General features: G+C 72.7%; 19 protein-coding genes and 4 tRNA genes. 15 read left to right on the top strand and 8 right to left on the bottom strand.

Annotated features, from left to right (window positions below; genetic code table 11):
* Positions 1–84: 84 nt before the first annotated feature.
* Positions 85–1,092 (bottom strand): hypothetical protein, encoded by a 1,008-nt coding sequence (locus ABD208_RS10425; RefSeq protein ID WP_344102360.1) that lies wholly within the window; start codon positions 1,090–1,092, stop codon positions 85–87.
* Positions 1,093–1,321: 229 nt separating this feature from the next.
* Here ABD208_RS10425 and ABD208_RS10420 point away from each other — a divergent pair, with 229 nt between their 5' ends.
* Positions 1,322–1,933, top strand: a complete 612-nt coding sequence (locus ABD208_RS10420) for a TetR/AcrR family transcriptional regulator (protein WP_344102357.1) — start codon at positions 1,322–1,324, stop codon at positions 1,931–1,933.
* Positions 1,934–1,980: 47 nt separating this feature from the next.
* Here ABD208_RS10420 and ABD208_RS10415 read toward each other — a convergent pair whose 3' ends face one another.
* Complete coding sequence (locus tag ABD208_RS10415; RefSeq protein WP_344102355.1) at positions 1,981–2,436, bottom strand: PTS sugar transporter subunit IIA; 456 nt, start codon at positions 2,434–2,436, stop codon at positions 1,981–1,983.
* A gap of 83 nt (positions 2,437–2,519) precedes the next feature.
* On the opposite strand from ABD208_RS10415, the gene ptsP reads away from it, so the two are divergent.
* On the top strand, positions 2,520–4,247 hold the full coding sequence (gene ptsP, locus ABD208_RS10410) for a phosphoenolpyruvate--protein phosphotransferase (protein WP_344102352.1): 1,728 nt from the start codon (positions 2,520–2,522) through the stop codon (positions 4,245–4,247).
* A gap of 86 nt (positions 4,248–4,333) precedes the next feature.
* Positions 4,334–5,203 carry a sugar phosphate isomerase/epimerase family protein gene (locus ABD208_RS10405; protein WP_344102349.1) on the top strand — a complete coding sequence of 290 codons (870 nt, stop codon included), beginning with the start codon at positions 4,334–4,336 and terminating at the stop codon, positions 5,201–5,203.
* A gap of 50 nt (positions 5,204–5,253) precedes the next feature.
* On the opposite strand, the gene ABD208_RS10400 is transcribed toward ABD208_RS10405, so the two are convergent.
* The 3 genes from ABD208_RS10400 to ABD208_RS10390 form a co-directional block, all read right to left on the bottom strand.
* Entirely contained in the window at positions 5,254–6,258 is a 1,005-nt protein-coding gene (locus ABD208_RS10400) for a hypothetical protein (protein ID WP_344102347.1), read from the bottom strand.
* A complete protein-coding gene (locus ABD208_RS10395; protein WP_344102344.1) occupies positions 6,258–7,310 on the bottom strand; it encodes an SPFH domain-containing protein in 1,053 nt (350 codons plus the stop codon). Before ABD208_RS10395 ends, ABD208_RS10400 begins: the two co-directional genes overlap by 1 nt.
* A gap of 284 nt (positions 7,311–7,594) precedes the next feature.
* Positions 7,595–7,665, bottom strand: a tRNA-Gly gene (locus ABD208_RS10390).
* A gap of 132 nt (positions 7,666–7,797) precedes the next feature.
* On the opposite strand from ABD208_RS10390, the gene ABD208_RS10385 reads away from it, so the two are divergent.
* From ABD208_RS10385 to ABD208_RS10370, 4 genes are all read left to right on the top strand, one after another.
* Positions 7,798–8,235 (top strand): TM2 domain-containing protein, encoded by a 438-nt coding sequence (locus tag ABD208_RS10385; protein ID WP_344102342.1) that lies wholly within the window; start codon positions 7,798–7,800, stop codon positions 8,233–8,235.
* 63 nt (positions 8,236–8,298) lie between these two features.
* Entirely contained in the window at positions 8,299–8,874 is a 576-nt protein-coding gene (gene dcd / locus ABD208_RS10380) for a dCTP deaminase (RefSeq protein ID WP_344102340.1), read from the top strand.
* 45 nt (positions 8,875–8,919) lie between these two features.
* Positions 8,920–10,035, top strand: coding sequence for a hypothetical protein (locus tag ABD208_RS10375; RefSeq protein ID WP_344102338.1), 1,116 nt, complete (start codon positions 8,920–8,922; stop codon positions 10,033–10,035).
* Positions 10,036–10,103: 68 nt separating this feature from the next.
* Positions 10,104–10,973, top strand: coding sequence for an EamA family transporter (locus ABD208_RS10370; protein ID WP_344102336.1), 870 nt, complete (start codon positions 10,104–10,106; stop codon positions 10,971–10,973).
* An 18-nt stretch (positions 10,974–10,991) separates the two neighbouring features.
* Here ABD208_RS10370 and ABD208_RS10365 read toward each other — a convergent pair whose 3' ends face one another.
* On the bottom strand, positions 10,992–11,627 hold the full coding sequence (locus ABD208_RS10365) for a bacterial proteasome activator family protein (RefSeq protein WP_344102334.1): 636 nt from the start codon (positions 11,625–11,627) through the stop codon (positions 10,992–10,994).
* A 20-nt stretch (positions 11,628–11,647) separates the two neighbouring features.
* The gene (locus ABD208_RS10360; protein WP_344102332.1) at positions 11,648–12,625 is read right to left on the bottom strand and encodes an NAD(P)H-quinone oxidoreductase; all 978 of its coding nucleotides are present in this window, start codon (positions 12,623–12,625) and stop codon (positions 11,648–11,650) included.
* A 161-nt stretch (positions 12,626–12,786) separates the two neighbouring features.
* Here ABD208_RS10360 and ABD208_RS10355 point away from each other — a divergent pair, with 161 nt between their 5' ends.
* The 5 genes from ABD208_RS10355 to ABD208_RS10335 all read left to right on the top strand — a co-directional run bounded on the left by ABD208_RS10355 (position 12,787) and on the right by ABD208_RS10335 (position 18,672).
* Positions 12,787–16,815, top strand: coding sequence for an ATP-binding protein (locus ABD208_RS10355; protein ID WP_344102330.1), 4,029 nt, complete (start codon positions 12,787–12,789; stop codon positions 16,813–16,815).
* Positions 16,816–16,852: 37 nt separating this feature from the next.
* Positions 16,853–17,302, top strand: a complete 450-nt coding sequence (locus ABD208_RS10350; protein WP_344102328.1) for a roadblock/LC7 domain-containing protein — start codon at positions 16,853–16,855, stop codon at positions 17,300–17,302.
* A gap of 10 nt (positions 17,303–17,312) precedes the next feature.
* A complete protein-coding gene (locus ABD208_RS10345) occupies positions 17,313–17,726 on the top strand; it encodes a DUF742 domain-containing protein (RefSeq protein WP_344102326.1) in 414 nt (137 codons plus the stop codon).
* Between the two features lie 229 nt (positions 17,727–17,955).
* Positions 17,956–18,504 carry a GTP-binding protein gene (locus tag ABD208_RS10340; protein WP_344103220.1) on the top strand — a complete coding sequence of 183 codons (549 nt, stop codon included), beginning with the start codon at positions 17,956–17,958 and terminating at the stop codon, positions 18,502–18,504.
* An 83-nt stretch (positions 18,505–18,587) separates the two neighbouring features.
* Positions 18,588–18,672 (top strand) — tRNA-Ser (locus tag ABD208_RS10335).
* Between the two features lies 1 nt (position 18,673).
* Here ABD208_RS10335 and ABD208_RS10330 read toward each other — a convergent pair.
* A complete protein-coding gene (locus ABD208_RS10330; RefSeq protein WP_344102323.1) occupies positions 18,674–20,383 on the bottom strand; it encodes a GMC family oxidoreductase N-terminal domain-containing protein in 1,710 nt (569 codons plus the stop codon).
* A 158-nt stretch (positions 20,384–20,541) separates the two neighbouring features.
* On the opposite strand from ABD208_RS10330, the gene ABD208_RS10325 reads away from it, so the two are divergent.
* The 3 genes from ABD208_RS10325 (at position 20,542) to ABD208_RS10315 (ending at position 22,374) form a co-directional block, all read left to right on the top strand.
* A tRNA-Ser gene (locus ABD208_RS10325) sits at positions 20,542–20,630 on the top strand.
* A gap of 381 nt (positions 20,631–21,011) precedes the next feature.
* Positions 21,012–21,084: transfer RNA gene (locus ABD208_RS10320), tRNA-Arg, on the top strand.
* 57 nt (positions 21,085–21,141) lie between these two features.
* Positions 21,142–22,374, top strand: coding sequence for a thiolase family protein (locus ABD208_RS10315; RefSeq protein WP_344102320.1), 1,233 nt, complete (start codon positions 21,142–21,144; stop codon positions 22,372–22,374).
* Positions 22,375–22,993: the final 619 nt, after the last annotated feature.

The following is a 22,993-nucleotide window of genomic DNA, read 5'->3' as shown; positions in this document are numbered from 1 at the left end:
TGACGCGCCGTGGCGAACCCTGCCGTACCTCACCGAGGTCTCGCCCCTCTGGTTCGGACCCGGAACCGGGCCCGGAACCCGGGCTCAGACCCAGACCCGGGCGCCGCCGTCGTTCGTCTGCGCGTCGTTCCGGCCCTCGAGTTCCGTGGCGTTGGCCACGAACCCGCCGTCGTCGACGACGACCCCCGCGATCCTGCTCTGCAACGTCAGGGCGAGGCGCGCGAGCGAGGCGCGCATGCGTGCCCGGGCGATCACGTGCAGCCCGGAGGGCTGCTCGAGCTCGAGCTCGTAGGGGTCGGCCGGGACCCAGCTCAGGCGGTAGGCGAACGGGCCGTAGGCGCGCCAGTCGAGCGCGCCCAGGGCGCGGGGCACGCGGTCCACGCGTTCGACGTCGACCACGATCGTGCCGTCGTACGCGGTGGCGCCGGCCAGCTGGTAGCGGGGCGAGCCGTCGGGCGTGGGCTGGTCCGAGCGGACCTCCGCCGTCGCGATGAAGGCGCGCAGCAGCGGCAGCACGTCGCCGGGCGCGAGGGGGTGCGCGCTGTACAGCGCCAGGTTCACCGAGCCCTGGGGATCCGGGACCATCGGCTGCCGCCCGTCCCCGAGCACCATCCCGCCCGTCTTGCGCGCCGCCGCGACCGCCCACTGGATGACGCGCAGCTCCTCGCCCTGGGGCAGAGCCTGCGGAAAAGACCGCGCGATGCCGTCGCGATCCTCGTACGACGACGGCGCGGCGCCCCGCACGTCCCGGAGCCCGTCGCTGCGGGCGAGCGCGTAGGCCTCGCCCTTCCTGGCGTTCATGCCCAGCTCGGCGAGCTTCTTCGCGTCCAGGGTGAACGGACCGGTGGCGATGTGCTCCTCGCCCAGCCGCATGACGCCCGGGGTCACCAACGCGCTCTGCTGGATCCCGCGGAACCTCGCCCCGGTCATCCTGCGGGCGCCCGCGGTGCGCGCGGGTTCCCGGAGCCAGGCGACGTCGGAGAACCAGGCCGCCGCCATCGGGCTGACCGCCACCGGCTCGTCGGGACAGGGCAGGACGAGGATGTGTCCTGCAGCGTGTTCTGCAGGGATGGACCCGGCAAGGAACGTCATGGCCGAACCCTACTGGCGCCGTTTGCAGCATCCCAGACCTCTTGTGTTACCACTGTGAAACACCGCGGTGACACAACGCCGGGACTGTTTCGTCGTGATGAGCCCCACGTTTCCGCCACGCAACACGAGCAGGCGGTAGAGGGCGGTTGACCTGGGATCACAACCCGTTATAGACCGCTGGAAACCGGTGGATTCGTTGATTCTGACGGCTGGCTCGTATCATGTCAGCATGCCCAAGATCATCGGCAAGAGTCTGCACGAGCACCGCCAGATGACCCGGCAGAAGCTCTTCACGGCGCTGTCGACGCTCATGGCGGAACGCGGGTTCGACACGATCACGCTCGCGGACATCGCCGCGGCGGCGGGCGTGGGCCGCACGGCGGTCTACAACCATTTCCACGACAAGGAATCGCTGCTGCTCGGCTTCATCACGCACGAGACCGAGCAGTACGCCCACACCCTCGAACGCGCCCTGGACGGCGTCGAGCATCCCGTGGAGCAGCTGCGCACCTATATCCGCCAGCAGGCCCAGCTCACGCGCGTGTTCCACCTCGCGCCGGGGCCCGAACTGCGCAGCGTGCTGTCCCGGGCGACGCAGGCCCGGCTGCGCGAGCACGCCGAGATCGTCGAGTCGATCCTGCGGCGCATCATCAGCCAGGGCATCGAGACCGGCGTCTTCCCCCCGCAGGACCTCGAGCCCACCGTGCATCTCGTCAACGCCTGCCTGTCGGGCCGCCTTATCCCCGACGAGCCGATGGCCCGCGAGCGCACCGTGCGCGCCACGGAGACGTTCGTGCTGCGTGCCGTCGGAACGCGCGTCCCGGACCGCGTCCCGGCCTGAGCGGGAGCCCGGGGCAGGCTCCGGCCACCGGGCAGGCGCCCGGGAGATCAGGAGAAGGCGAGCAGCGGTGCACCCGCCGCGATCGTCTCGCCCGGCGGGACGAGGATCTCCAGGTCCTCCGCCGGGAGTTCCAGCACGACGACCGGGACCAGCGCCGGGCGGCCGCCGTCGGACACCGCACGCGGTGACCACGTGATCACCCGCTGGCCGGCGACGACGACGTCGCCCTTGGCGACGTGCGGCACGAATCCCTCGCCGCCGAGCTGAACCGTGTCGATCCCGAGGTGGACGAGCACGCCCCGCCCGTCGTCGCCGACGACGACGAACGCGTGCGGATGCAGGCTCAGCACGACGCCGCCGATGGGCGCGCACGCGTCCGACGCCGCCGCGGGGCCCGGATCCACGGCGATCCCCGGCCCGACCATGCCCTGCGCGAACACCGGGTCGGGGACCTCGGACATCGCCACGACGGTGCCCGCGACGGGGTTCAGCACGCTTCGCATGCCCGTCATCCTCGCAGGAGAGCCCCGGACCCGGTAACGTGCCTCGCGCACTCGAGGTCGAACTCCCTGCAGACAGGAGCGGCATGCCCGGCGACAAGCGAACCGGTGTCCCCGCGAGTCCCGGCCGGGCGGCGGGCCCGGTCGTCCACATGCCGCCGCGCGTGCCCGAACCGGCGACGAACCGGATCGCGCCCGAGGCGGTGGCCGACGCGGTCCAGGCCGTCAAGGACGCGGCCTCGCGGGTGGAACAAGACCTGGCCGAGCGGGCCGGACGCGCCACCGGCACCTCGGCGGACATCCTCTCGGTCACGGCCGCGATGGCCGCCGACCCGACGCTCGCCGCCGACGCGGCGCGGCGCGTCAGCGCCGACCACCTGACGCCCGAGCGGGCGGTGTGGGACGCGGCCGGAGCGGTCGCCACGCAGCTGGAGGCGCTCGGCAACCCGATGGCGGAACGCGCCCGCGACGTGCGCGACGTGCGCGACCGGATCGTCGCCGCCCTGACGGGGGCGACGCCGCCCGGCGTGCCCGATCCGGGCCACCCGTTCGTGCTCGTGGCCGCGGATCTCGCGCCCGCCGACACGGCGACCCTCGACCCCGCGACCGTGCTGGCCGTCGTCACGACGCAGGGCGGGCCCACCTCGCACATGGCGATCATCGCGCGTGCGCTGGGGATCCCGGCCGTCGTCGCGCTCGGTGGCGCGGCCGGCCTGTCGGCGGGGGAGACGGTGCTCGTCGACGGGACCGACGGCGAGGTGATCGTGGCGCCGGAGGCGGCGGACCTGATCGCCGCGGGCCTCGGTACCGAGGAGGACGCCGGGCAGGGGCAGGGCGCGCCCGGCGCCGTCGTCCGCCGCCGGCCTCCCTCCCGGGGCGTGTTCGACGGCACGGCGAGCACCCGCGACGGGTACGACGTCGACCTGGTGGCCAACGTGGCCGACCCGGCCGAGGCCGACGTCGCCGCGAACAAGGGCGCCCGCGGGGTGGGGTTGTTCCGGACCGAGTTCTGCTTCCTCGGCCGCGGCACCGAGCCGACGGTCGACGAGCAGGTCGACGCCTACCGCGCCGTGCTCGCGCGGTTCGCCGGACGGCGCGTCGTGGTGCGCACGCTCGACGCCGGCGCCGACAAGCCGCTGCGCTTCCTCACGCCCGGCCACGAGGAGAACCCGGCGCTCGGGGTGCGGGGCATCCGGACCGCCGTCGACCATCCGGACGTGCTGGACCGGCAGCTCGAGGCGATCTCGCGGGCCGCGCGCTCCGCCAGCGCCGAGGTGTGGGTCATGGCCCCGATGATCGCGACCGCGGACGAGACGCGCGAGTTCGTCGCGGCGTGCGCCGCGCACGGCCTGGACACCGCGGGCGTGATGATCGAGACGCCCGCGGCGGCCCTCCAGTCGCGCTGGCTGCTGGCCGACGCCGCCTTCGCGAGCCTGGGCACGAACGACCTGACGCAGTACACGATGGCGGCGGACCGCGACCTGGCCGGGGTGGCGGCGCTCTCGACGCCGTGGCAGCCCGCCGTGCTCGACCTCGTCCGGGTGGCGTGCGCGGGCGCGGCGGTGCATGGTCGTCCCGTGGGCGTGTGCGGCGAGGCCGCCGCCGACCCGCTGCTCGCACCGGTCCTCGTGGGACTCGGCGTGACGTCGCTGTCGATGACACCGCGCGCGCTCGCCGCGGTGGCGGAGTCGCTGGCCCGGGTCACGCTGGAGGGCTGCCGGGAACTGGCCGCGCTCGCCCTGGACTCGCCGACCGCGCGTGCCGCCCGGGACGCGGTCCGGGACGCCGTCCGGAGGCAGGGGGAGCACCCCTGATTCCCCGCGTCCTCGCTGCGCACGGCGCCATGCCGTGTGAACCCCACCGTCACGCTGACGTCACGAATCCCGCATAAGGTGGCAACATGTCGGAACCGATCGGACCAGACGGCGCGCTGCCCGCGACCGCCGTACCCGGTACCCCCGCGTCGGACGTCCCCGGCGTCCACGTGACGCTGTCCACCGCCTCCGTCTTCCCGCGCCGGGTGCCCTACGCCTTCGAGGCGGCGGCCGAGATCGGCTACGACGGCATCGAGGTGATGATCTGGTCGGAGGAGGCCACCCGGAATCCGCTGACGCTCGCGCGGTACTCCGCCGAGACCGGCGTCCCGGTGCGGTCCGTGCACGCCCCGACGCTGCTGGTCAGCCAGCGCGTGTGGGGCAGGGCGCCGGGTCCGAAGCTGGACCGTACCGTCGAGATGGCCCAGGAACTGGGCGCGACGACGGTGGTGGTGCACCCGCCGTTCCGCTGGCAGTTCAAGTACGCGCGCCAGTTCGAGGAGCAGGTCGCGACGCTGACCGAGAACACGGACGTGACGATCGCGGTGGAGAACATGTACCCGTGGCGCGGCGGCGGCCGCGAGCTGCAGGCCTACCTGCCCGGCTGGGACCCGGCCGAGCACGGGTACGACGCCGTCACGCTCGACCTCTCGCACGCGAGCGTGGCCCAGCAGGACGGCATGAAGCTCCTGTCGATCTTCGGGGACCGCCTGCGCCACCTGCACCTGGCCGACGGCACGGGCAGCCCGCGGGACGAGCACCTCGTGCCCGGCCGGGGCACCATGCGCTGCGACAAGGTGCTCGCGGAACTGGCCCGCCAGGGCTGGCAGGGCGACGTCTGCCTGGAGATCTCCACCCGCGGCCGCAGCGCCGAGGAACGCACGGCCGACCTCCGCGAGGCCCTGACCTACGCCCGCACCCACCTGGGCCTGAACGCGGACGTCCCGGCCTCCTGAGGTTCGGCCCGCGCGAGCGGCGTCGCGGCAGGGCCCGGGGCGTCGCCCGGTCAGACCAGGCGGAGGCGGCGGTCCGCCAGGGTGATGCGGAGGTCCTGGCCCCAGCCGGCCTCGAGGTGGTCGTCCTCGACGCCGTCGCCGAACACCACGAGCTGGTCCGAGCGGACGGTGAGGACGATCTCGTCGCCCGGCCCCAGGACGCCGTCGGTCAGCGTGGCGCCCGTGGTGGGGGACGGCCACGCCTCGCGGACGAACCAGGCGAGCGCCGGCTGGGTGGGGCCGGGCAGGGTGCGGCCGCCGCGGTCGTGCGCCAGCGAGGCGCACCAGCCGGTGGCGCCCGTCCCGGTCCCCACGATGACGCCCGACGACGACTGCGCCTCGCCCCGCCCGCCCGTCGTCAGGACGTAGCGCGCCGACTGGTGGCTCGCGTGCCCCACGAACACCTCGTTGAGGGCGTGCACCTCCTGCCCGTCGTCGAGCCGGGCGCGCACCATGGTCAGCTCGTCGTAGGCCAGGGTGCCCGACGGCGTGCCGGTGCCGCCGTGGCCGCCGCCCCGTACCCGGCCGCGGTCAGCGCCGCCGCCCGTCCGGCTGCGGTCGCCGCCGGGCGCGGGGCGACCGCCTGCCGCGGGTCGGCCGGGGACGGCCGCAGCCGCCAGCAGGCGGGCCGCCTCCTCCGGACGGTGCCGCACCAGGACGCCCGCGTTGCGGCCGGGCTCGGGGTCGACGCCGATCACCGCCTGCCCCGCCAGGTACTTCGCGACGTTCGCGACGAGCCCGTCCTGCCCGACGACCACCACCACGTCCTCCGGCGCGAACAGGAAGCGGTCCAGGTCGGACCGCTCGACGTCGGCCAGCGCCCAGTCCGCGGGCACGCCCTGGGCGACGGTGCGCCGGGCGGCCGCGACGGCGTCGTGCCGCTCCTGCACCTCGGCGAGCGTGCGGCCGCGCGTGCGCAGGAAGAACTCCGCCTGGCCGCGGGTCGCGTGCCGGTCGAGGAGCTCCTCGAGCTCGGTGCGCCGGTGGACGAGGACCGCGCGGTGACGCAGCGACATCAGCGCTCGCCGCGCCGCGCGTCCGGCCGGGCCGGGCCGCCGTCCGACGCCGCCGCGCCGGCGCCGCCCGCGAGGTTGCCGAGAAGCCCCGTGACGAGGTCCGGCGTGACCGTGAGGTTGCCGATCGACGGGAGCTTCCGCGCGCCGTCGCGCAGCGCGAGCGCGGTGAGCACGTCCTTGCCGGCCTGCGCGTACACCTGCATGAGCGCGGCCTCGCGGGCGGCGTAGGCGGCGTCGATGCGGCGGGTCTCGGCGTCGCGGGCCGTCGAGTCGATCTCCCGGCGCTCGGCGTCCGAGCGGGCCTTGACCAGCGCGGCCGCGGCCGCCTCCTCCGCCTCGCGGCGCATGTTCGCGCCCTCCTGGGCGACGAGCTGCTCCCGCCGCGCGGCGAGCTCGATCTGGCTGGCGAGCTCGTTCTCGGAGATCGTGCGCTCCCGCTCGACGGCGAGGGCACGCCGCTCGTACGTCGCACGGTCGGCCTCGGCCTGGAGGCGCTCGCGGACCGGGGTGCGCAGCGCCTTCTCGACGGCGGCCTCGGGCGACACCGCGAGCACGCGCACGCCGAGGATCTCGATCCCGGTCGCGGTCAGCCGGGGTTCCTCGCCGAGCGACGCGAGGGCCGCGCGGACGCTGCCCACGCCCGAAGCCAGGGCGGTGGCGAGGTCAAGGGTGGCGACGTGGTCGACGGCGACGGACTGCGCGAGCTGCCCCACGATGGAGCCCACCTGCTGGCGGCCGCTCGCGGCGTCGCCGGGGCGCGGTGGGAAGATGCCGAAGTCAAGACGCCGGGAGGCCAGGACCGGATCGCCGAACCGGTAGGTGACCGTGGCCTGGACCGTCACGTCCTGCTGGTCCCGGGTGACGGCATGGAACAGCACCGGCAGTTCCTGGTCCGTGGCGGGTACCTCGCTGAGCACCGACGTGTCCGGGAGGAACCAGAACGCCTGCCCGACGCCCTGGTGCCGCACCGCACCCTTGTGCAGGTGGACCACGTACTCACTCGCGGACCCGAGGAAGCGGCGCAGTGCGGGATACCTCTTGATGGTGGCCATCGACGTCTTCTCCTTGGTTGTCGTCGCGCCGACGATATCCAGCTTTCAGACCACCAATGGGCATACCGACGGCAGGCAGAACAGCACAGGAGAGCGAGGAGAGCGAGGAGCGGCATCCCCCGATGGCCCCCGCGCCGCAAGAAGCCAAAGTTCGGACCTCGCCGGCGGCAGGGGGTCCGGGGGACGCAGTCCCCCGGGGCGGGGCGCGGGGGCTCCGCCCCCGCAAAAAACAAGAGGGACGACCCGGTTCGGTCACCACCGAACACAGATCGCCCATCGTCCCGAGCGGGTGACGGGAATCGAACCCGCGCTATCAGCTTGGGAAGCTGAAGTTCTACCATTGAACTACACCCGCAACGTCCTGGTTCAGAGGGGTTCGCCCACCCTACGATGGGGGGAGCGCCCGATCCGAACCGGTGTGCGCCCCGATCATAACCCACGTCGTCAGGCAGCCGAAGCCGGCGACACCCCCGCGACTGGAGACGCCGTGAACAGGCACCACCCGAACGACGAGCCCACCGAGGCGATCGACTACGACAAGACCGTCCAGGTCCCGGGCGGACGGCCCCTCAACGAGACGCTCCCGCTCCCCGGCGGCCGGCGTGTCGAGTCGGGCTACACGCGCCCCGTCAACTTCCCGGGCGCCGCGCCGCAGGCCCCGAAGGCGCCGGACCCCAAGGTGAAGGGCAAGTCGCGCATCGTCACCGGCCTGCTCGGCATCTTCCTCGGCGGGATCGGCGCCCACCGTTTCTACCTGGGCTACAAGGGGCTGGGCTTCCTGATCCTCGCGGTCACGATCATCAGCACCCTGGCCACGCAGCCGTGGGTCGGAGCGCTCTGGGGTGGCGTGGAGGGCATCCTCTACCTGGTCGTGCGCAAGGGCTACTGGTCGCAGGACGCCAAGCAGCGCCCCCTGGCCGACTGACCCCGGGAACCCGCGGACCGGGCACGCCGGGCCCTCGCACCCGGCGCCCGGTAGCGTGTGCGCGTGCTGCTCTCCGACCGTGACATCCGTGCCGAGCTCGATGCCGGGCGCGTCGCCCTGGACCCGTACGACGCGGAGATGATCCAGCCGTCGAGCATCGACGTGCGCCTCGACAAGTTCTTCCGGCTCTTCGACAACCACAAGTACCCCTACATCGACCCGCGCGAGGAGCAGCCGGAGCTCACGCGCCTCGTCGAGGTCGACAAGGGCGAGCCGTTCGTGCTCCACCCCGGCGAGTTCGTGCTCGGCTCCACGTACGAGACCGTCACGTTGCCCGACGACGTCGCCGCCCGCCTGGAGGGCAAGTCCTCCCTCGGCCGCCTCGGCCTGCTGACCCACAGCACCGCCGGCTTCATCGACCCGGGTTTCAGCGGCCACGTCACCCTGGAGCTGAGCAACGTCGCCACGCTCCCCATCACGCTCTGGCCCGGCATGAAGATCGGCCAGCTGTGCTTCTTCCGCCTTTCGTCCCCGGCCGAGCACCCCTACGGCTCGGACCGTTACGGCTCGCGCTACCAGGGACAACGCGGTCCGACGGCGTCCCGCTCGTGGAAGTCGTTCCACCACACCCCCGTGTGACGGACGGTGGACGAGACGCTCCGTCCACAGGGCTAGGCTTCCGGCATGGAGTACCCGCCCCTGCCGCGCGGCGCGGCCCAGGCACATCAGGCGCGGCACCTGCTAGCGGTCCCCGGCGACGTCGTCGTCGACGAGCTCGAGGTCCTGGCGATGTCCCGGTTCGCGGCCACGCGCTGGGACGTCACGCCCGCCGGGAGCGGGCCGGGCGACGGCGCCGGCGCCCCCCAGGGCCCGCGCGCCAAGGGCACCGCGCCCGGGATCCTGCGGGTCTCCCGGCACGCGACGCTCACCGGGCCGTACGCGGCCCGCGGCGACGGCTTCGACGCCGGGCTGCCGCCCGGCAGCGCGATGGTGTTCGACGTCGTCTGCCACCGGGAGCGCGGCGCGCCACCATTCAGCATCGGCGACCGCGACGGCGTCGGACGCGCCTTCCCGCAGGGCCTGCCCGAACGCGAGGAGGGGCGCCTCGTGACCTGGCTCGTCGCCGTGGCGCGCCGACTCAACGGCACGTTGCGGGTCGACGTCGGAGGCCTCTGGGAGCCGACGGCGTCCGCCGGCGCGAGCCCGCGCCCGGGTACCGGCGTCGTCCTGACCCCCGACCCCGACGCGGCCGTCGACCTGTCCGTGTACTCGAGCGTCTGGCTCGAACCCGAGGCCGCGCTCGCGACCGTCCGGCCGCTGCACTCGCGCACCCGGCTCGAGACCGAGGGCGTCGAATGGGGCGGCCCGCCCGCGGGCATCGCCGACAAGCCCCTGTACCCCGGCGAGAAGATGGACCCGGAGCATCGCAGGAAGCTCCACGCCACCGCCGAGGAGTTCGACATCGCGGCCCTGCGGGCACCCCAGGTGCTGCACGGCTACGGCCTGCTCATCGAGCTGGGCGTGGACGGCATCGTGGCCGTCGAGGTCGCCGGGGAGGAACACCTCCCGCCCGTGCTCCGCGGCCTGCCGTGGACCGCCGACGGCGCCGTCCGCTACCGCGTGCACTGGGAACCCACCGACCAGATCGAGGCCAACCAGGAACAGCCCGGCATGAGCCACCGCGTCGCCCGCAAGCGCGCCGCCGAGCTCGTGGTCCGCGTCGCGGCCGCGCTCCACAAGGCGGTGGGCGGCGAGATTGCCGACGAGGACGAGTTCCTGGTCGACCCGGCCGACCTGTGATCCCGCGCGCGGCGACCCCGCCGCGCGACCGGAGGCCCCGCCCCGGCCGGGTGGGTTAGGGTCCGGCGGTGAGCCTCCCCTCCCTGACCGCCGTGCTCGAACGCGTCCCCGCACCCGTGGTGTTCATCGCGTCCGGGCTGACGCAGTACGCGGGTGCGGGAGTCGCCGTGGGGCTCTTCGCCACGCTCGGGGCAGGCGAGGTCGGCTGGTGGCGGATCGCGTTCGCCGCCCTCGTGCTCCTCCTCTGGCGCCGGCCCTGGCGCCGCACCTGGACACGGCACGACCTGGGCTGGTCGGTCGCGTTCGGCGCGGTCCTCACCGCCATGAACCTCACCTTCTACCTCGCCATCGAGCACCTCCCGCTCGGCACCGCCGTCGCGATCGAGTTCTGCGGCCCCGTCGTCGTGGCGGCCCTCACCGGGCGGGGCCTGCGCTCGCGGGCGGCCATCGCGGCCGCCGCCGCCGGCGTCGTCCTGCTCGCCGGCGTCACCCTGGACTCCGGCCTGTCGCCGTCCGACGCCGCGATCGGGCTCGGCGCCATCGCCGCCGCCGCGACCTGCTGGGGCCTCTACATCCTGTTCGGGCGCCGGGTGGCGCGCGTCGGAGCGGGCGTCGACGGACTCGCCGTCGGCATGGCCGCCGGCTCGCTGCTCTCCGCGCCGTTCCTCGCCCACGACGCGCCCCGGGTGCTGTCCGACGGCGCCCTGGTGCTCCTGCTCGTCGTCGTGGCCGTCTGCTCCTCGGTGATCCCGTACGGGATGGAGCAGGTGGTGCTGCGGCGCGTCCCGCCGGCCACCTTCGCGGTGCTCCTGGCACTGCTCCCGGCGACCGCCGCGGTGGTGGGCGCCGTCATGCTCGGCCAGTTCCCCGGAGCGGCCCAGATCGTCGGCCTGCTGTGCGTCTCGGCGGCCATCGTCCTGGCGCCGCCCCGGGACTGACCGGAGCGCCGGCAGAGGTCAGAGGTACTGACCCGGCCCGCGCTCCTGCTGGTCGCCGCCCTGCCCCGGGCCCTGCGGCGGGAACGGGCCGTGCCCTGCCTGCGCGCCCGGCGGGAGGGCCCGCCGCATCCCGGTCAGCTGCGCCTGCGCCGCCATCTGCTGCGCGACCAGCGCGGTCTGGATCCCGTGGAACAGGCCCTCCAGCCACCCGACGAGCTGCGCGTGCGCGACACGGATCTCCGCGTCCGACGGCGGCTCCGTGTCACTGAACGGGAGGGTGATGCGGTGCAGCTCGTCCATCAGGTCGGGGGACAGGCCCCCCTCCAGCTCCTTGATGGAACGCGCGTGCACCTCGGCCAGCCGGGTGCGCGCGGCGTCGTCCAAGGGCGTGTCACGAACCTCCTCCAGGAGCTTCTTGATCATGCCGCCGATCCGCATGACCTTGGCGGGCTCCTCCACCTGCCCGACGATGTCCTCGGCGTCTTTGCCGGGGCGGTCGTCCGCGGCGCTCGCGGCCTGCTCTGCCTGCTCGTCGCCGCTGCTCGTGACCGGTGACCCGTCCGGGTTCACGACCTGCGGGTAGGCCACCGGGGCGGGGCCCGCGGCGGGTGCGTCGTCGATGCGGTTCTGTGCTGTCTCGTCGGAGTCCGTCATGACACCAGTGTTCCGTCTCTTCAGGGAAGGAGAAGCACTTTGCCGAACGCGTCGCCGGATTCGAGCAGGTCATGGGCGCGTTCGGCGTCGGCCAGCGGCAGGCGGTCGTGGATCACGGGGCGGATGCGCCCGTCGTCGACCATCGGCAGGACGTGCGTGCGGACGGCGGCGACGACGGCGGCCTTCTCCGCCGCGGGCCGGGAGCGCAGGGTGGTCCCCGTGATCGTCAGCCGCTTGGCGAGGACCGCGCCGAGGTCGAGCTCGCCCCGGCGGCCCTGCTGCAGGCCGATGACGACGAGCCGCCCGCCCCGGGCCAGCGCGCGCACGTTCTCCCGCAGGGAGCCGGCGCCGAGGATGTCGAGGACGACGTCGGCGCCCGCGCCGCCCGTGGCCTCCCGGACCTGCTCGACGACGTCCTGGGCGCGATGGTCGATCGCGAGGTCCGCGCCCAGCTCGGCGCAGCGGGCGGCGCGCCCGGGGCCGCCGGCCGTGGTCGCCACGCGGGCGCCGAGGGCCTTGGCGAGCTGGATCGCGATCGAGCCGACGCCGCCGGAGCCGCCGTGGATCAGCACCCATTCACCCGCGCGGAGTCTGCCGACGGTCACGAGATTGTCCCAGACGGTGCACAACGCCTCGGGAAGCGCGGCTGCGTCGATCCGGTCTACGCTTCGGGGTGCCGGCAGTACCTGCGTCTCGCGAACGGTGACCTGCTCCGCGTAGCCTCCGCCGTCGAGGAGCGCTATCACGGGGTCCCCCGCGTGCCAGGACGACACGCCGGAGCCGACACGCGCGATCTCGCCCGAGATCTCGAGGCCGGGCCAGTCGGGCGCTCCGGCGGGCGGGGGGTACTGTCCCGCTCGTTGCAGCAGGTCAGCGCGGTTCACGCCGGCGGCGGCGACGTCGACGAGCACCTCGCCTTCCGCGGGTACCGGGTCAGACAGGGTCGAAAGGGAGAGTTTCCCTCGGTGCCCGGATGCGGATATCGTGACGGCTCGCACACCGATGGAGCCTAGCCGGGCGTCGGTCACATGTACGCACTCCGCGAGAGAGTGCCGGGCGCGCGTGAGCGAGCCGGGAGAACGGTCGCGGACAGTGATGGAGAGAGGTACGCATGTTCCGCAGGTTGGGAGTTCGCGGGAAAGTTCTTGCGACCCTTGTCGTGCCTGCCCTCGTCATGATCATTGCGGCGTCCTTCATCACCTGGACCGCTATCGAGCGTGCTCTGACCGCGCAGCAGACGGCTGAACTCGTCGAGGCGCTGGAGCTGCAGGACGACGCGGGTACGGCGTTCGCACAGGAGCGCGCGCTGATGATTCTGGCGTCCGCGGACTGCCCTTCCGGGGATGAACCGTGCCAGGCCGAGCGAGCCAAGATGCTCCTCGTCAACGGCACCCCGGAGGAGAAGAACGGCGAGCCGGTCAAGAACAAGGACGGCGAGATCAAGTACGCCCTGCCGTCGGCGCAGGAGATGACCACCGCCGCGCTGGACAAGCGGGACCAGCAGTTCAAGTCCCTCAGCACGAACTTCCTCGATCCCCGCGTGCAGGCGGCCATCGACCAGGCGATCTACGACCGTACCGAGGTCGCCGAGGTGCAGGGGAAGGTCCGTGACGGCCAGATCGCCGAGGGAACGGTGACCAAGGCCTACAACATCTTCATCGACGACTCCGTCAACGTGATGACCCAGCTCGCGGACACCACCGCGGACCGTGACCTCGGCGAGCGGATCCGGGCGCACCAGCTACTGGACGAGCTGATGCTCACGAACACATACGAGCGCCCCCTGATCTCGAACCTGATCACCCAGGCGGTCGTCGCCCAGGAGAAGGACGAGGAGCTCAACCCGGCCTACGAGCTGCGCGCGCTCAACGAGATCACCCTGGGCAACATCCAGTTCAACCAGACGAACGAGGCGCTCGACAAGCTCCCCGGCGAGAGCCAGGCCCCGCCCATGGACGGCTCCCTGGGCACGGTGCGCGACATCCTGCTCCAGGGTGGCGGCGTGGAGGGCGTGCTGAACCAGCGGGCGCTCATCCCGGCGTTCGCCACCGAGTCGGACGCCTGGGTCCAGGAGGCCCGCGTGGTCCGCGACGGCGTCCGCCAGGACGCCCTGCGGCTCGCCCAGGCGCAGGCCCAGGAGGCCTTCAACCAGGCCCTCGTCACCGGTGGTATCGCCGTCGGCGCCCTGGCGTTCTCGATCATCACCGCGCTCGTCATCGCGCGCCGCCTGGTCTCGCCGCTGCGCCGCCTGACCCAGGCCGCCGGCGTCGTCCGGGACCGCCTGCCCACCCTGGTGGAGCAGGTGTCGGTCCCCGGTCAGGGCCCGACGATGAACCTCGACCCGATCAGCGTCGAGTCCTCCGACGAGATCGGCCAGCTGGCCGCCGCGTTCAACGACGTGAACCGCACCACGATCGAGGTCGCCCGGGAACAGGCGGCCCTGCGCGGGTCCATCGCCGAGATGTTCGTCAACGTGGCCCGCCGCGACCAGGTGCTCCTCAACCGGCAGCTGGCCTTCCTCGACGACCTCGAGCGATCCGAGGAGGACCCGACCACGCTGTCGAACCTCTTCCGCCTGGACCACCTCGCCACGCGAATGCGCCGCAACGCGGAGTCGCTGCTGGTCCTCGCCGGTATCGACTCGGGCCGTCGCGTCCGCCAGCCGATGCCGGTCTCCGACGTGATCCGTACGGCGTCGTCCGAGATCGAGCTGTACGACCGCGTGCGCCTCAACCTCGTGACCGACCCGATGATGCTCGGCCACAACGCGCTGAACGCCGCGCACCTCCTGGCCGAGCTCCTGGAGAACGCGACGAACTTCTCCGAGCCGCACACGCCGGTGGAGGTCGCCACCGAGCGCACCGAGGAGTTCGTCACCGTCACGGTCCGCGACCACGGCCTCGGCATGACGCCCGAGGAGATCGCGGAGGCCAACTCGAAGGTCGCCAGCCACGCGGCGTCGGACGCCGTCGGCGCCCAGCGCCTCGGCCTCTTCGTGGTCGGCCGCCTGGCCGACCGCCTCGGCGCGTCGGTCGAGTTCGCCACCGGTTCGGACGGCAACGGGACCATCGTCACGGTGCGCTTCCCGGCGGTGCTCTTCCTGCCGGACAGCTCGATGCCGCTGCCGCAGCCGACCGACCCGCTGGAGGCCTCGACGCAGGCCGCCGCGGCACGCATGGGCGGCGGCGCCCCGAACGGCGCGCCGGTGTCCCCGGTGGCTCCCGCCGCGCCCGGCACGACGTCGTTCCCCGGCATCGAGTCCGCCCCGCCGGCCCAGCGCCCGCAGGTCGCCGCCCCGGCGGCGGCGTTCCAGACGCCGGCCCCGATGACGGGCGCGATGCAGCAGGCCGAACCGCCGCTGGCGGTCCCGGTCGACCTCGACGCCCTCACGGACGGCACGACGGCGCTCGGCATGCCGCGGCGCCGGCAGTCCCCCGCGGCGAACTCCCAGGCCACGGGCATGCAGACGACGCCGACGGGTTCCATCGTCCTGCCCGAGCTGCAGACACCGCAGCTCGGGGACGTGCAGAGCGAGGAAGCCGGCTGGACGCCTCCGCAGGAGGTCTCCCGCGGCCGGTCGCTGCCGAGCCGCGCGACGGCGAAGAAGCAGCAGGAGGACCTCGCGACCACGTCCACGCCGGTGTTCGAGGAGACCTCGCCGGCGCCCGTGAACGTGGACCAGCGCAGCGCCCTGTTCTCGAGCTTCCGCTCGCTGAGCAACGCCGACGGCGGTGACTCCCAGTCGCTCCAGCTCGACCCCGTCGCCGCGGACCCGGCCTCGCTGCCGGGCGGCCCCGACACGGACATCATGCGGTTCCCCGCGGCGGGCGGTTCCCGTCCGCCGACGAGCGCCGTCCCGACGGCGGCCCGCCCGATGACCGCCGCGCAGCCCCAGGTCCGGCCCGGCCACGTGCCGCCGTCCGCCGCCTTCGGCGCCGAGCCCTTCGGCCCGGGCGAGGGCGAGAGCTACGAGGCGCTGCCGGCGTTCGAGGAGCTCATGCAGGACCTCCCGAGCCGTCGCTCGGTGCGGGACCTGAAGGCTCCCCCCGCGGGCAAGCGCGGGCTGTTCGGGCGCAGGCCCGGCCAGCCGGCCACCGGTGAGCTCCGTGCCTACCAGCCCGAGGGCGGTCCGTTCGCGGACCAGGCACCGATCGGCGCGCTTCCGCAGGAGGCTCCCGTGCCGTCGGGCGCGGATGTCGCGACCGCCGGCGTCGCCGCCGCGGCCGGCTACGCCGCCGGATCGCACGCCGGTTCCGCGCCGACGTCGCCGCCCGCCCCGCAGGAGGAGACCTACCAGCGCGGGTACCAGGAGGGCTACCAGCGGGCGCTGGAGGAGACGCGGGCGCACGCCGTCGTGCCTGCCCCTGGCGCCTACGACGCCCCCGACGTGCCGGATGCGCTGACCGTCCCCCGTGCCCCCGTGCAGCCGCCCGCACCGGCCACCAGCCCGCTGGACCCGCGCTCGTCGCGGGTGCTGGTCGCCGGGCCGGCCACGGAGGCCGTGCCGATGCCGCCGGCCGACGCGACCCGGCCCCCGGTGGCCGAGCGGGCACCGGCTCCGGCCGCGCGCGTTCCGGCGACCGAGACGCCGGCACCGATCTCGCTGCCGTCCTCCGCGCCGGCCAGGCCGGAGTCGCGCGATTCCGCCGGGACGGGTGCCGTGTACGACCCGTCGTCGTACGGTGAGCCCGCACCACTCGCCCGCCATACGGCGGGTGCGGACAGCGACGGGCAGAACCCGCTCGACCCCTCCTACGTCCGGGACTCGGTCGAGGCGAGGTCGGAGTGGATGGCGTCCGCGACGCTGTACGAAGAGATGACGAGCCTCCTGAACCGGGGGGCTTACCAGGAAGACGATGTGAAGAGCGCGAGCCTCTACGAACCCGAGTCCGTCGCCGCCGCGCCGGCCACCGCCCCCGCCGGGCTGACACGTCGCGAACGCGGCGCGTCAGGCACGGGAGCGGACCCGGTGTCGGACGGCAAGCACTCGGCTCGCATCGAGCGTGACCCCGAGCAGCTCCGCTCACGGTTGTCGGCGTTCCAGTCGGCGACCGCGCGTGGCCGTGAGGAAGCCGTGGACCAGAGCGGGACAGAGCACGATCCCGGAACCAACTACGACGGCGGGGACTCGACGTGGTCCCTCTCGACGATGAATGATGTCCCTGACTCAGCGCCGCAGTCGCGGTGACATGCGCGTCTGTGGATTCTGACTAGGAGGAACTGAAGTGACCCTCAGCACCGAAGCAACGAATTTCGGGTGGCTGCTCGACAACTTCGTGCGTACCGTTCCGGGAAGCCGCCACACGCTCGTGGTTTCCGCGGATGGGCTGCTCATGGCGATGTCGGATCAGCTCGACCGCACCAGCGGCGACCAGCTGGCAGCCATCGTGTCCGGTATGTCGAGCCTCACCCGGGGCGCGTCCCGCCAGCTCAACGGCGGGAACGTCCGGCAGGCCATCATCGAGATGGACAACGGCTTCCTCTTCCTGATGAACGTGTCCAACGGTTCGGTCCTGGGCGTCGTGGCGGAAGCCTCCTGCGACATCGGCCTCATCGGCTACGAGATGGCCCTGCTCGTCTCGCGCACCGAGGCCACGCTCACGCCGCAGCTGATCTCCGAGATGCGTGGCAGCCTCCCGGTCGACGGTCAGACCCGAGCCGCCAACGTGGGATGAGGCGACGACGATGACGTACGCACAGCCATTCGGTTCCCAGGGGTCCGCCGATGTCCACGAGACATCGACGGTCCGCCCCTATGCGGTCACCGGGGGCCGCGTGCGGTCGGCGATGTCCGACCTGCCGCTCGAGGCCCTCGTCGAGGTGATGCCCGGAGCCGTCAACGGTCAGGGCCTCCCGCCCGAGAAGCGCGCGATCCTGCAGCACGCCGCGCACACGTACGTGTCCATCGCCGAGCTCTCCGCCCTGCTCCGGCTTCCTCTCGGTGTCGTCCGGATCCTCGTGGCGGACATGCAGGAGGAGGGGCACATCACGGTGCACACCTCGACCCCCGTCAATGTCCACACAGGCCATGGAAGCTCGAACTCGGGCCTGTCGCTCAGTGTCTTGGAGAGTGTTCTGAATGGCATTTCCGCCCTCTAGCAACGGGACCGGCGCCGGCCCGAACTGGGCGCCGGTGTCCGAATCCGCGACAGGTACGCCGGCCCGCCAGAGCGTCCTCGGCGGAGGCGGGTCCGCGCCCGCGGCACCGTCCGCCGAACCGCGCCCGGCACAGCCCGCGCAGCCGGCTCCGCCCGTCCACCGGCAGCCCCCCGCGGGCCAGACCGGTGCCGCGGCGCAGCCCGCCGGCGAGCGCACCGCCCCGACGGTCGTGAAGATCGTGGTGGCCGGCGGCTTCGCCGTCGGCAAGACCACGTTCATCGGATCGATCTCCGACGTCGAGCCCCTCAACACCGAGGCCGCGATGACGGAGCACTCGGTCGGCGTGGACGACGCCGGTGGCGTGACCGACCGCAAGACCACCACGACCGTGGCCATGGACTTCGGCCGCGTGGAGCTGCCCGGCAACCTCTGGCTGTACCTGTTCGGTACGCCGGGCCAGGACCGCTTCCTGTTCATGTGGGACGACCTGGTGCGCGGCGCGATCGGCGCCGTCGTCCTGGTGGACACGGACCGCCTGGAGCAGTGCTTCCCCGCGATCGACTACTTCGAGTCGCGGAACATCCCGTTCGTCGTCGGCGTGAACTGCTTCGACGGCGTCGCGAAGCACCGGCTCGAGGACGTGCGCGAGGCGCTGCAGATCCCCGAGCACGTGCCGATGCTGTACACGGACGCGCGGTCGCGTGCGGCGACGAAGCAGACGCTCATCGCGCTGGTCCAGCTCGCCATGCGTCAGCTCCGCGCGGGCAAGCAGGGCTGAGCCCACTCGTACGCCGACGGCGGGCTGTCCTCTCCGGGACGGCCCGCCGTTAGACTTGTCCGGCGCCTGGCGACAGGCGCCCGGGAGGGCTGACAGAGCGGCCTAATGTGACGGTCTTGAAAACCGTTGTGCAGCAATGCACCGGGGGTTCGAATCCCTCGCCCTCCGCTCAGGTGATGTCCACGATCGGCAGCCGCAAGGCTGCCGGTGCCGTTTCCGGTACGGCCGGGCGACGCGGCCGTACCGGCTCGACGCGCCGGTAGGCGGAGCCGAGGGGCGGGCGGGCGTCGTCGGCCCCCTTGTTGGGCCAGAGCGCGCAGGCGCGCTCCGCCTGCGCGGTGATCGTGAGGGACGGGTTGACGCCGATGTTGGCGGAGATCGTGGTGCCGTCCAGGACGTGCAGGCCCGGATGCCCGTACAGGCGCAGGTAGGGGTCGACGACGCCGCGTTCCGGCGTGGAGCCGATCGTGCAGCCGCCCATGATGTGGGCGGTCACCGGGGCGCCGAACGGCTCCGTCACGATCCCTCCCGCCACCCCGCCCATCCGGGCCGCCATGCGGCGCGCCACCTCGTGGCCCTGCGGGATCCACTCGGGGTTCCCGTTCCGATCGGGCCGGCGGGTCGTCAGGCGCCTGCCGAACGGACCGCGCCGCAGGTACGCCGTCAGCGAGTTGTCGTGGTCCTGCATCACCAGCGCGATCACGGTGCGCTCCGACCAGCGGCGGTAGTCGACGAGCACCCGCAGCCAGCCGAGGTGGCGCAGCAGGACGCCGATCCAGCGCAGCGGGCGCAGCGGCTTGCCGCCGGGGACCAGCGGCGTGACGAGCGCCCCCATCAGGTTGGACCCCTTCCCGTAGCGGGTGGGCTCGACGTGCGTGTGCTCGTCGGGGAAGATCGACGACGAGATCGCGACCCCGCGCGTGTAGTCGGCCTCGCCCACCTTCTTGGTGACGGCGCCGAGCAGCGCCTCGGAGTTGGTGCGCGTCAGGGCGCCGAGGCGGTCCGAGATCCCCGGCAGCTCGCCGTCGGCCCGCATCCGGTGCAGGAGGTCCTGCGTGCCGAGCGTGCCCGCCGCGAACACCACCTGGCGGGCCGTGAGGCGGCGCCGGTCCGCGCGGCGTCGGCCGGTGCGGTGGGTGAGGACCTCGTAGCCGCCGCCGGCCAGCGGCCGCACGGTCCGCGCGGTGGTGAGGGGGTGGACGACGGCGCCCGCCTGCTCCGCCAGATACAGGTAGTTCTTGGCGAGGGAGTTCTTGGCGCCGTGCCGGCAGCCGGTCATGCACTCGCCGCACTCCCGGCAACCCGTGCGCTCGGGGCCCGCGCCGCCGAAGAACGGGTCGGGGAAGGTCTCCCGGGGGCTGGGGCGCGCCGCGCCGCCCGGGCCGAACCAGACGGCGACGTCGGTGGGGCGGAACGTGTCCGCGACGCCCAGGTCGTCGGCGACCCCGCGGATCAGGTGGTCCGCGGGGGAGTCGCCGTGGTAGGTCGTCACGCCGAGCATGCGCGCCGCCTGGTCGTAGTACGGGTCCAGCTCGGCCTTCCAGTCGGTGATGTCCGCCCAGGCGGGGTCGCGGAAGAACGTGTCGTCGCGCGGGCGGTAGGAGACGTTCGCGTAGACGAGCGACCCGCCGCCGACCCCGTTGCCGGTCAGGCACAGCACGTCGCGCAGGAGCGTGACGCGCTGGATGCCGTACCAGCCGAGCCCGGGGGCCCAGAGGTAGTCCTTGAGATGCCAGTTGTTCGCCGGGAACTCGTGATCGGCGAACCGGCGGCCGGCCTCCAGGACGCCCACCGCGTAGTCCTTCTCCGTGAGCCGGAGGGCGGCCACGCTGCCGCCGAAGCCCGATCCGATGACCAAGACGTCGTAGTCGTAGTCCATGCCGGAACGGTAGCGGAGTACTGAAACAGTCTCCAATAATGCCGTCGTGATACTGGAGCCGACCGCCTGCGGGGATCCGCTTTGCCGGACGGGCCGTGCGCCAGGTACTCTGGTCGCCGCGGGCGTCGCCTCCCAGCAGTACGGGCGTGTCGTCACGTGGAGACGTCGCATAGTCAGGTCTAGTGCGCCACCCTGCTAAGGTGGTAACGGTGCAAGCCGTTCGCGGGTTCAAATCCCGCCGTCTCCGCTCTGGTGAGGGGTGGAGTGTGTTCTCCTGACGGAGAACCGGCTCACCATCGCCATTTCTTGTGGGGGCGGAGCCCCCACGCCCCGCCCCGGGGGCATGCCCCCGGACCCCCGATGACGTGGGTTGGGTGCGGGTCTGCCGGCCCTTGAGCTGAGTTGTCGCCGGCCTTCGACGTGGGTTGTCCATGAGGTTTGGCTTGCGGGCGGTTGGCGTCGGCTTCCTGGAGTGGGCTCGGGAGGTTCTGGGCCTCTGGGGGCCGTTTTGCTTTGGGGGGTGGGGGCTGGTGGGGTGTCCTCGGTCACGTCGGGGGATTTCGGTTTGGGAACTGGTGGCTGACCGGGTAGTGTTCTCGTCGTTCGGCCGGAAGCGGCTGAGCGGTAGGCGCCCGTAGCTCAACGGATAGAGCATCTGACTACGGATCAGAAGGTTGGGGGTTCGAATCCCTCCGGGCGCACTTCCAGATGACGGCCCTGACACTGATGTCAGGGCCTTTGTCGTCCGTGGAGGTGCGATGGTGCAGGCATACGTGTACGACGCCGTCCGGACGCCGTTCGGGAGATACGGCGGCGCGCTCGCCGGGGCCCGGGCCGATGATCTCGCCGCGTTCGTGGTCGGGCAACAGGTCGCGCGGGCTCCGGGGCTGGATCCCGCGCGGATCGACGACGTGATCCTCGGCAACGCGAACGGGGCGGGCGAGGACAACCGGAACGTGGCCCGCATGGCCGTGCTGCTTGCCGGACTTCCGGTCTCGGTTACCGGCGTCACGGTGAACCGGCTCTGCGGCTCCGCCCTCGAGGCGACGATCCAGGGGGCGCGGGCGATCGAGAGCGGGGACGCCGACGTCGTCGTCGTGGGCGGCGTCGAGTCCATGAGCCGGGCGCCCTGGGTGGTCCCGAAGCCCGCGCGCGGATTCCCGGCGGGCAACCTCGAGATGGTCTCCACCACGCTCGGCTGGCGTCTGGTCAACGACCGCATGCAGCCGGACTGGACCGTGTCCATGGGGGAGGGCACCGAGCGCCTGCGCGAGAGGTTCGGCATCTCCCGGGTCCGCCAGGACGAGTTCGCCTTGCGTTCGCACCGGCTGGCCCACGAGGCGTGGGAGGCCGGCCGCTACGACGACCTCGTGGTCCCGTACGCCGGCCCCGGCGCGGGCAAGGAGCCGCTTGCCGGGGACGAACCGATCCGCCTCGGCGGATCGGCGGAGAAGCTCGCGACGCTCGAACCCAGTTTCCGGCCGGACGGCACGGTCACCGCCGCGAACTCCTCCCCGCTGTCTGACGGCGCGAGTTCCGCGCTGCTTGGCTCCGAGAAGGCGGCGAGCCTGATCGGGCTCGATCCGCTCGCGCGGATCGCCGGCCGAGCGGCCGTCGGCAACGCACCGCAGTACTTCGGCTACGCCCCGGTCGACGCCGCCAACCGTGCGCTCGAACGGTCGGGCATCACGTGGGACGACGTCGGCGCGGTCGAGCTCAACGAGGCCTTCGCCGCGCAGTCGCTCGCGTGCGTCGACGGCTGGGGGATCGACGGGTCGATCGTCAACACCTGGGGCGGTGCGATCGCCCTCGGGCATCCGCTCGGGGCATCCGGCACCCGGGTCCTGGGTACCCTCGCCCGCCGGCTGCGGGCGGAGCGGGCCCGGTGGGGCGTGGCGGCGATCTGCATCGGTGTCGGTCAGGGGCTCGCCGTGGTCCTGGAGAACCTGGGATCCCCCGAGAACACTGCGGGCACCGCGGCAGCGTCGTGACGGACGCGGCGGTCTGCCGAGGCGGCGGGGCGTCGCACCGCGGCGTCGCACCGGGGCCGAGCTGCGGCGGGACGCCGCTGGGCCGGGAGAAAACTGAACCAAAAATTACTCAATGGCCTGCTTGCTGGCGGTTCCTTGGGGAACGGGGGCGCTCACGAGCCATCGAGGGCCCTGCAGCGGGGGATCGCTGGGGGCCGGGGCGCACCGGGCTGGTGTTCACTTTGTCTTCGGGTGGGTGAACGCGCTGGTGTGGTCGGCGTCACGGGCGTCTCGTTTTGACTCGCCGGACCGCCTCACGTAACGTTCTCGTTGTTCGCCCGACAGGGAGGCACGGACGGAACCGCGGATCACGCGGACTGGCCGGTCCCGGGGCGGAAACCCACTCAAGATCTACCGGGTGCCTCGTGCGCTCTCGATCGGGTGGGGCCTGTCGAATCACCTTCGGCTCAGATCACTTTCGAGGATTTGGGACAGGGAAATCGATCTGGTAAGTTTTACGAGTCGCCCTGAGCGGGCCGGGATCAAGAGATTCTGGTTCGGATGTGTGCGTCGGTTGTTTGAGAACTCAACAGTGTGCTTGATAGTCAATGCCAAATTTATCCTCGTTATGGGGATGTTG

Source organism: Myceligenerans crystallogenes (genome assembly GCF_039529775.1).
GTDB lineage: Bacteria > Actinomycetota > Actinomycetes > Actinomycetales > Cellulomonadaceae > Myceligenerans > Myceligenerans crystallogenes.
Note: the sequence above shows the minus strand (reverse complement) of the source record. Positions and strands in the feature narration are given on the sequence as shown.

What these genes read in the sequence shown, in the direction of transcription:
- ABD208_RS10425 (WP_344102360.1), bottom strand. Translation starts at nt 1,092, where the DNA reads ATGACGTTCCTTGCCGGGTCCATCCCTGCAGAACACGCTGCAGGACAC.
- ABD208_RS10420 (WP_344102357.1), top strand. Translation starts at nt 1,322, where the DNA reads ATGCCCAAGATCATCGGCAAGAGTCTGCACGAGCACCGCCAGATGACC.
- ABD208_RS10415 (WP_344102355.1), bottom strand. Translation starts at nt 2,436, where the DNA reads ATGCGAAGCGTGCTGAACCCCGTCGCGGGCACCGTCGTGGCGATGTCC.
- ptsP (WP_344102352.1), top strand. Translation starts at nt 2,520, where the DNA reads ATGCCCGGCGACAAGCGAACCGGTGTCCCCGCGAGTCCCGGCCGGGCG.
- ABD208_RS10405 (WP_344102349.1), top strand. Translation starts at nt 4,334, where the DNA reads ATGTCGGAACCGATCGGACCAGACGGCGCGCTGCCCGCGACCGCCGTA.
- ABD208_RS10400 (WP_344102347.1), bottom strand. Translation starts at nt 6,258, where the DNA reads ATGTCGCTGCGTCACCGCGCGGTCCTCGTCCACCGGCGCACCGAGCTC.
- ABD208_RS10395 (WP_344102344.1), bottom strand. Translation starts at nt 7,310, where the DNA reads ATGGCCACCATCAAGAGGTATCCCGCACTGCGCCGCTTCCTCGGGTCC.
- ABD208_RS10375 (WP_344102338.1), top strand. Translation starts at nt 8,920, where the DNA reads ATGGAGTACCCGCCCCTGCCGCGCGGCGCGGCCCAGGCACATCAGGCG.
- ABD208_RS10365 (WP_344102334.1), bottom strand. Translation starts at nt 11,627, where the DNA reads ATGACGGACTCCGACGAGACAGCACAGAACCGCATCGACGACGCACCC.
- ABD208_RS10345 (WP_344102326.1), top strand. Translation starts at nt 17,313, where the DNA reads ATGACGTACGCACAGCCATTCGGTTCCCAGGGGTCCGCCGATGTCCAC.
- ABD208_RS10330 (WP_344102323.1), bottom strand. Translation starts at nt 20,383, where the DNA reads ATGGACTACGACTACGACGTCTTGGTCATCGGATCGGGCTTCGGCGGC.
- ABD208_RS10315 (WP_344102320.1), top strand. Translation starts at nt 21,142, where the DNA reads ATGGTGCAGGCATACGTGTACGACGCCGTCCGGACGCCGTTCGGGAGA.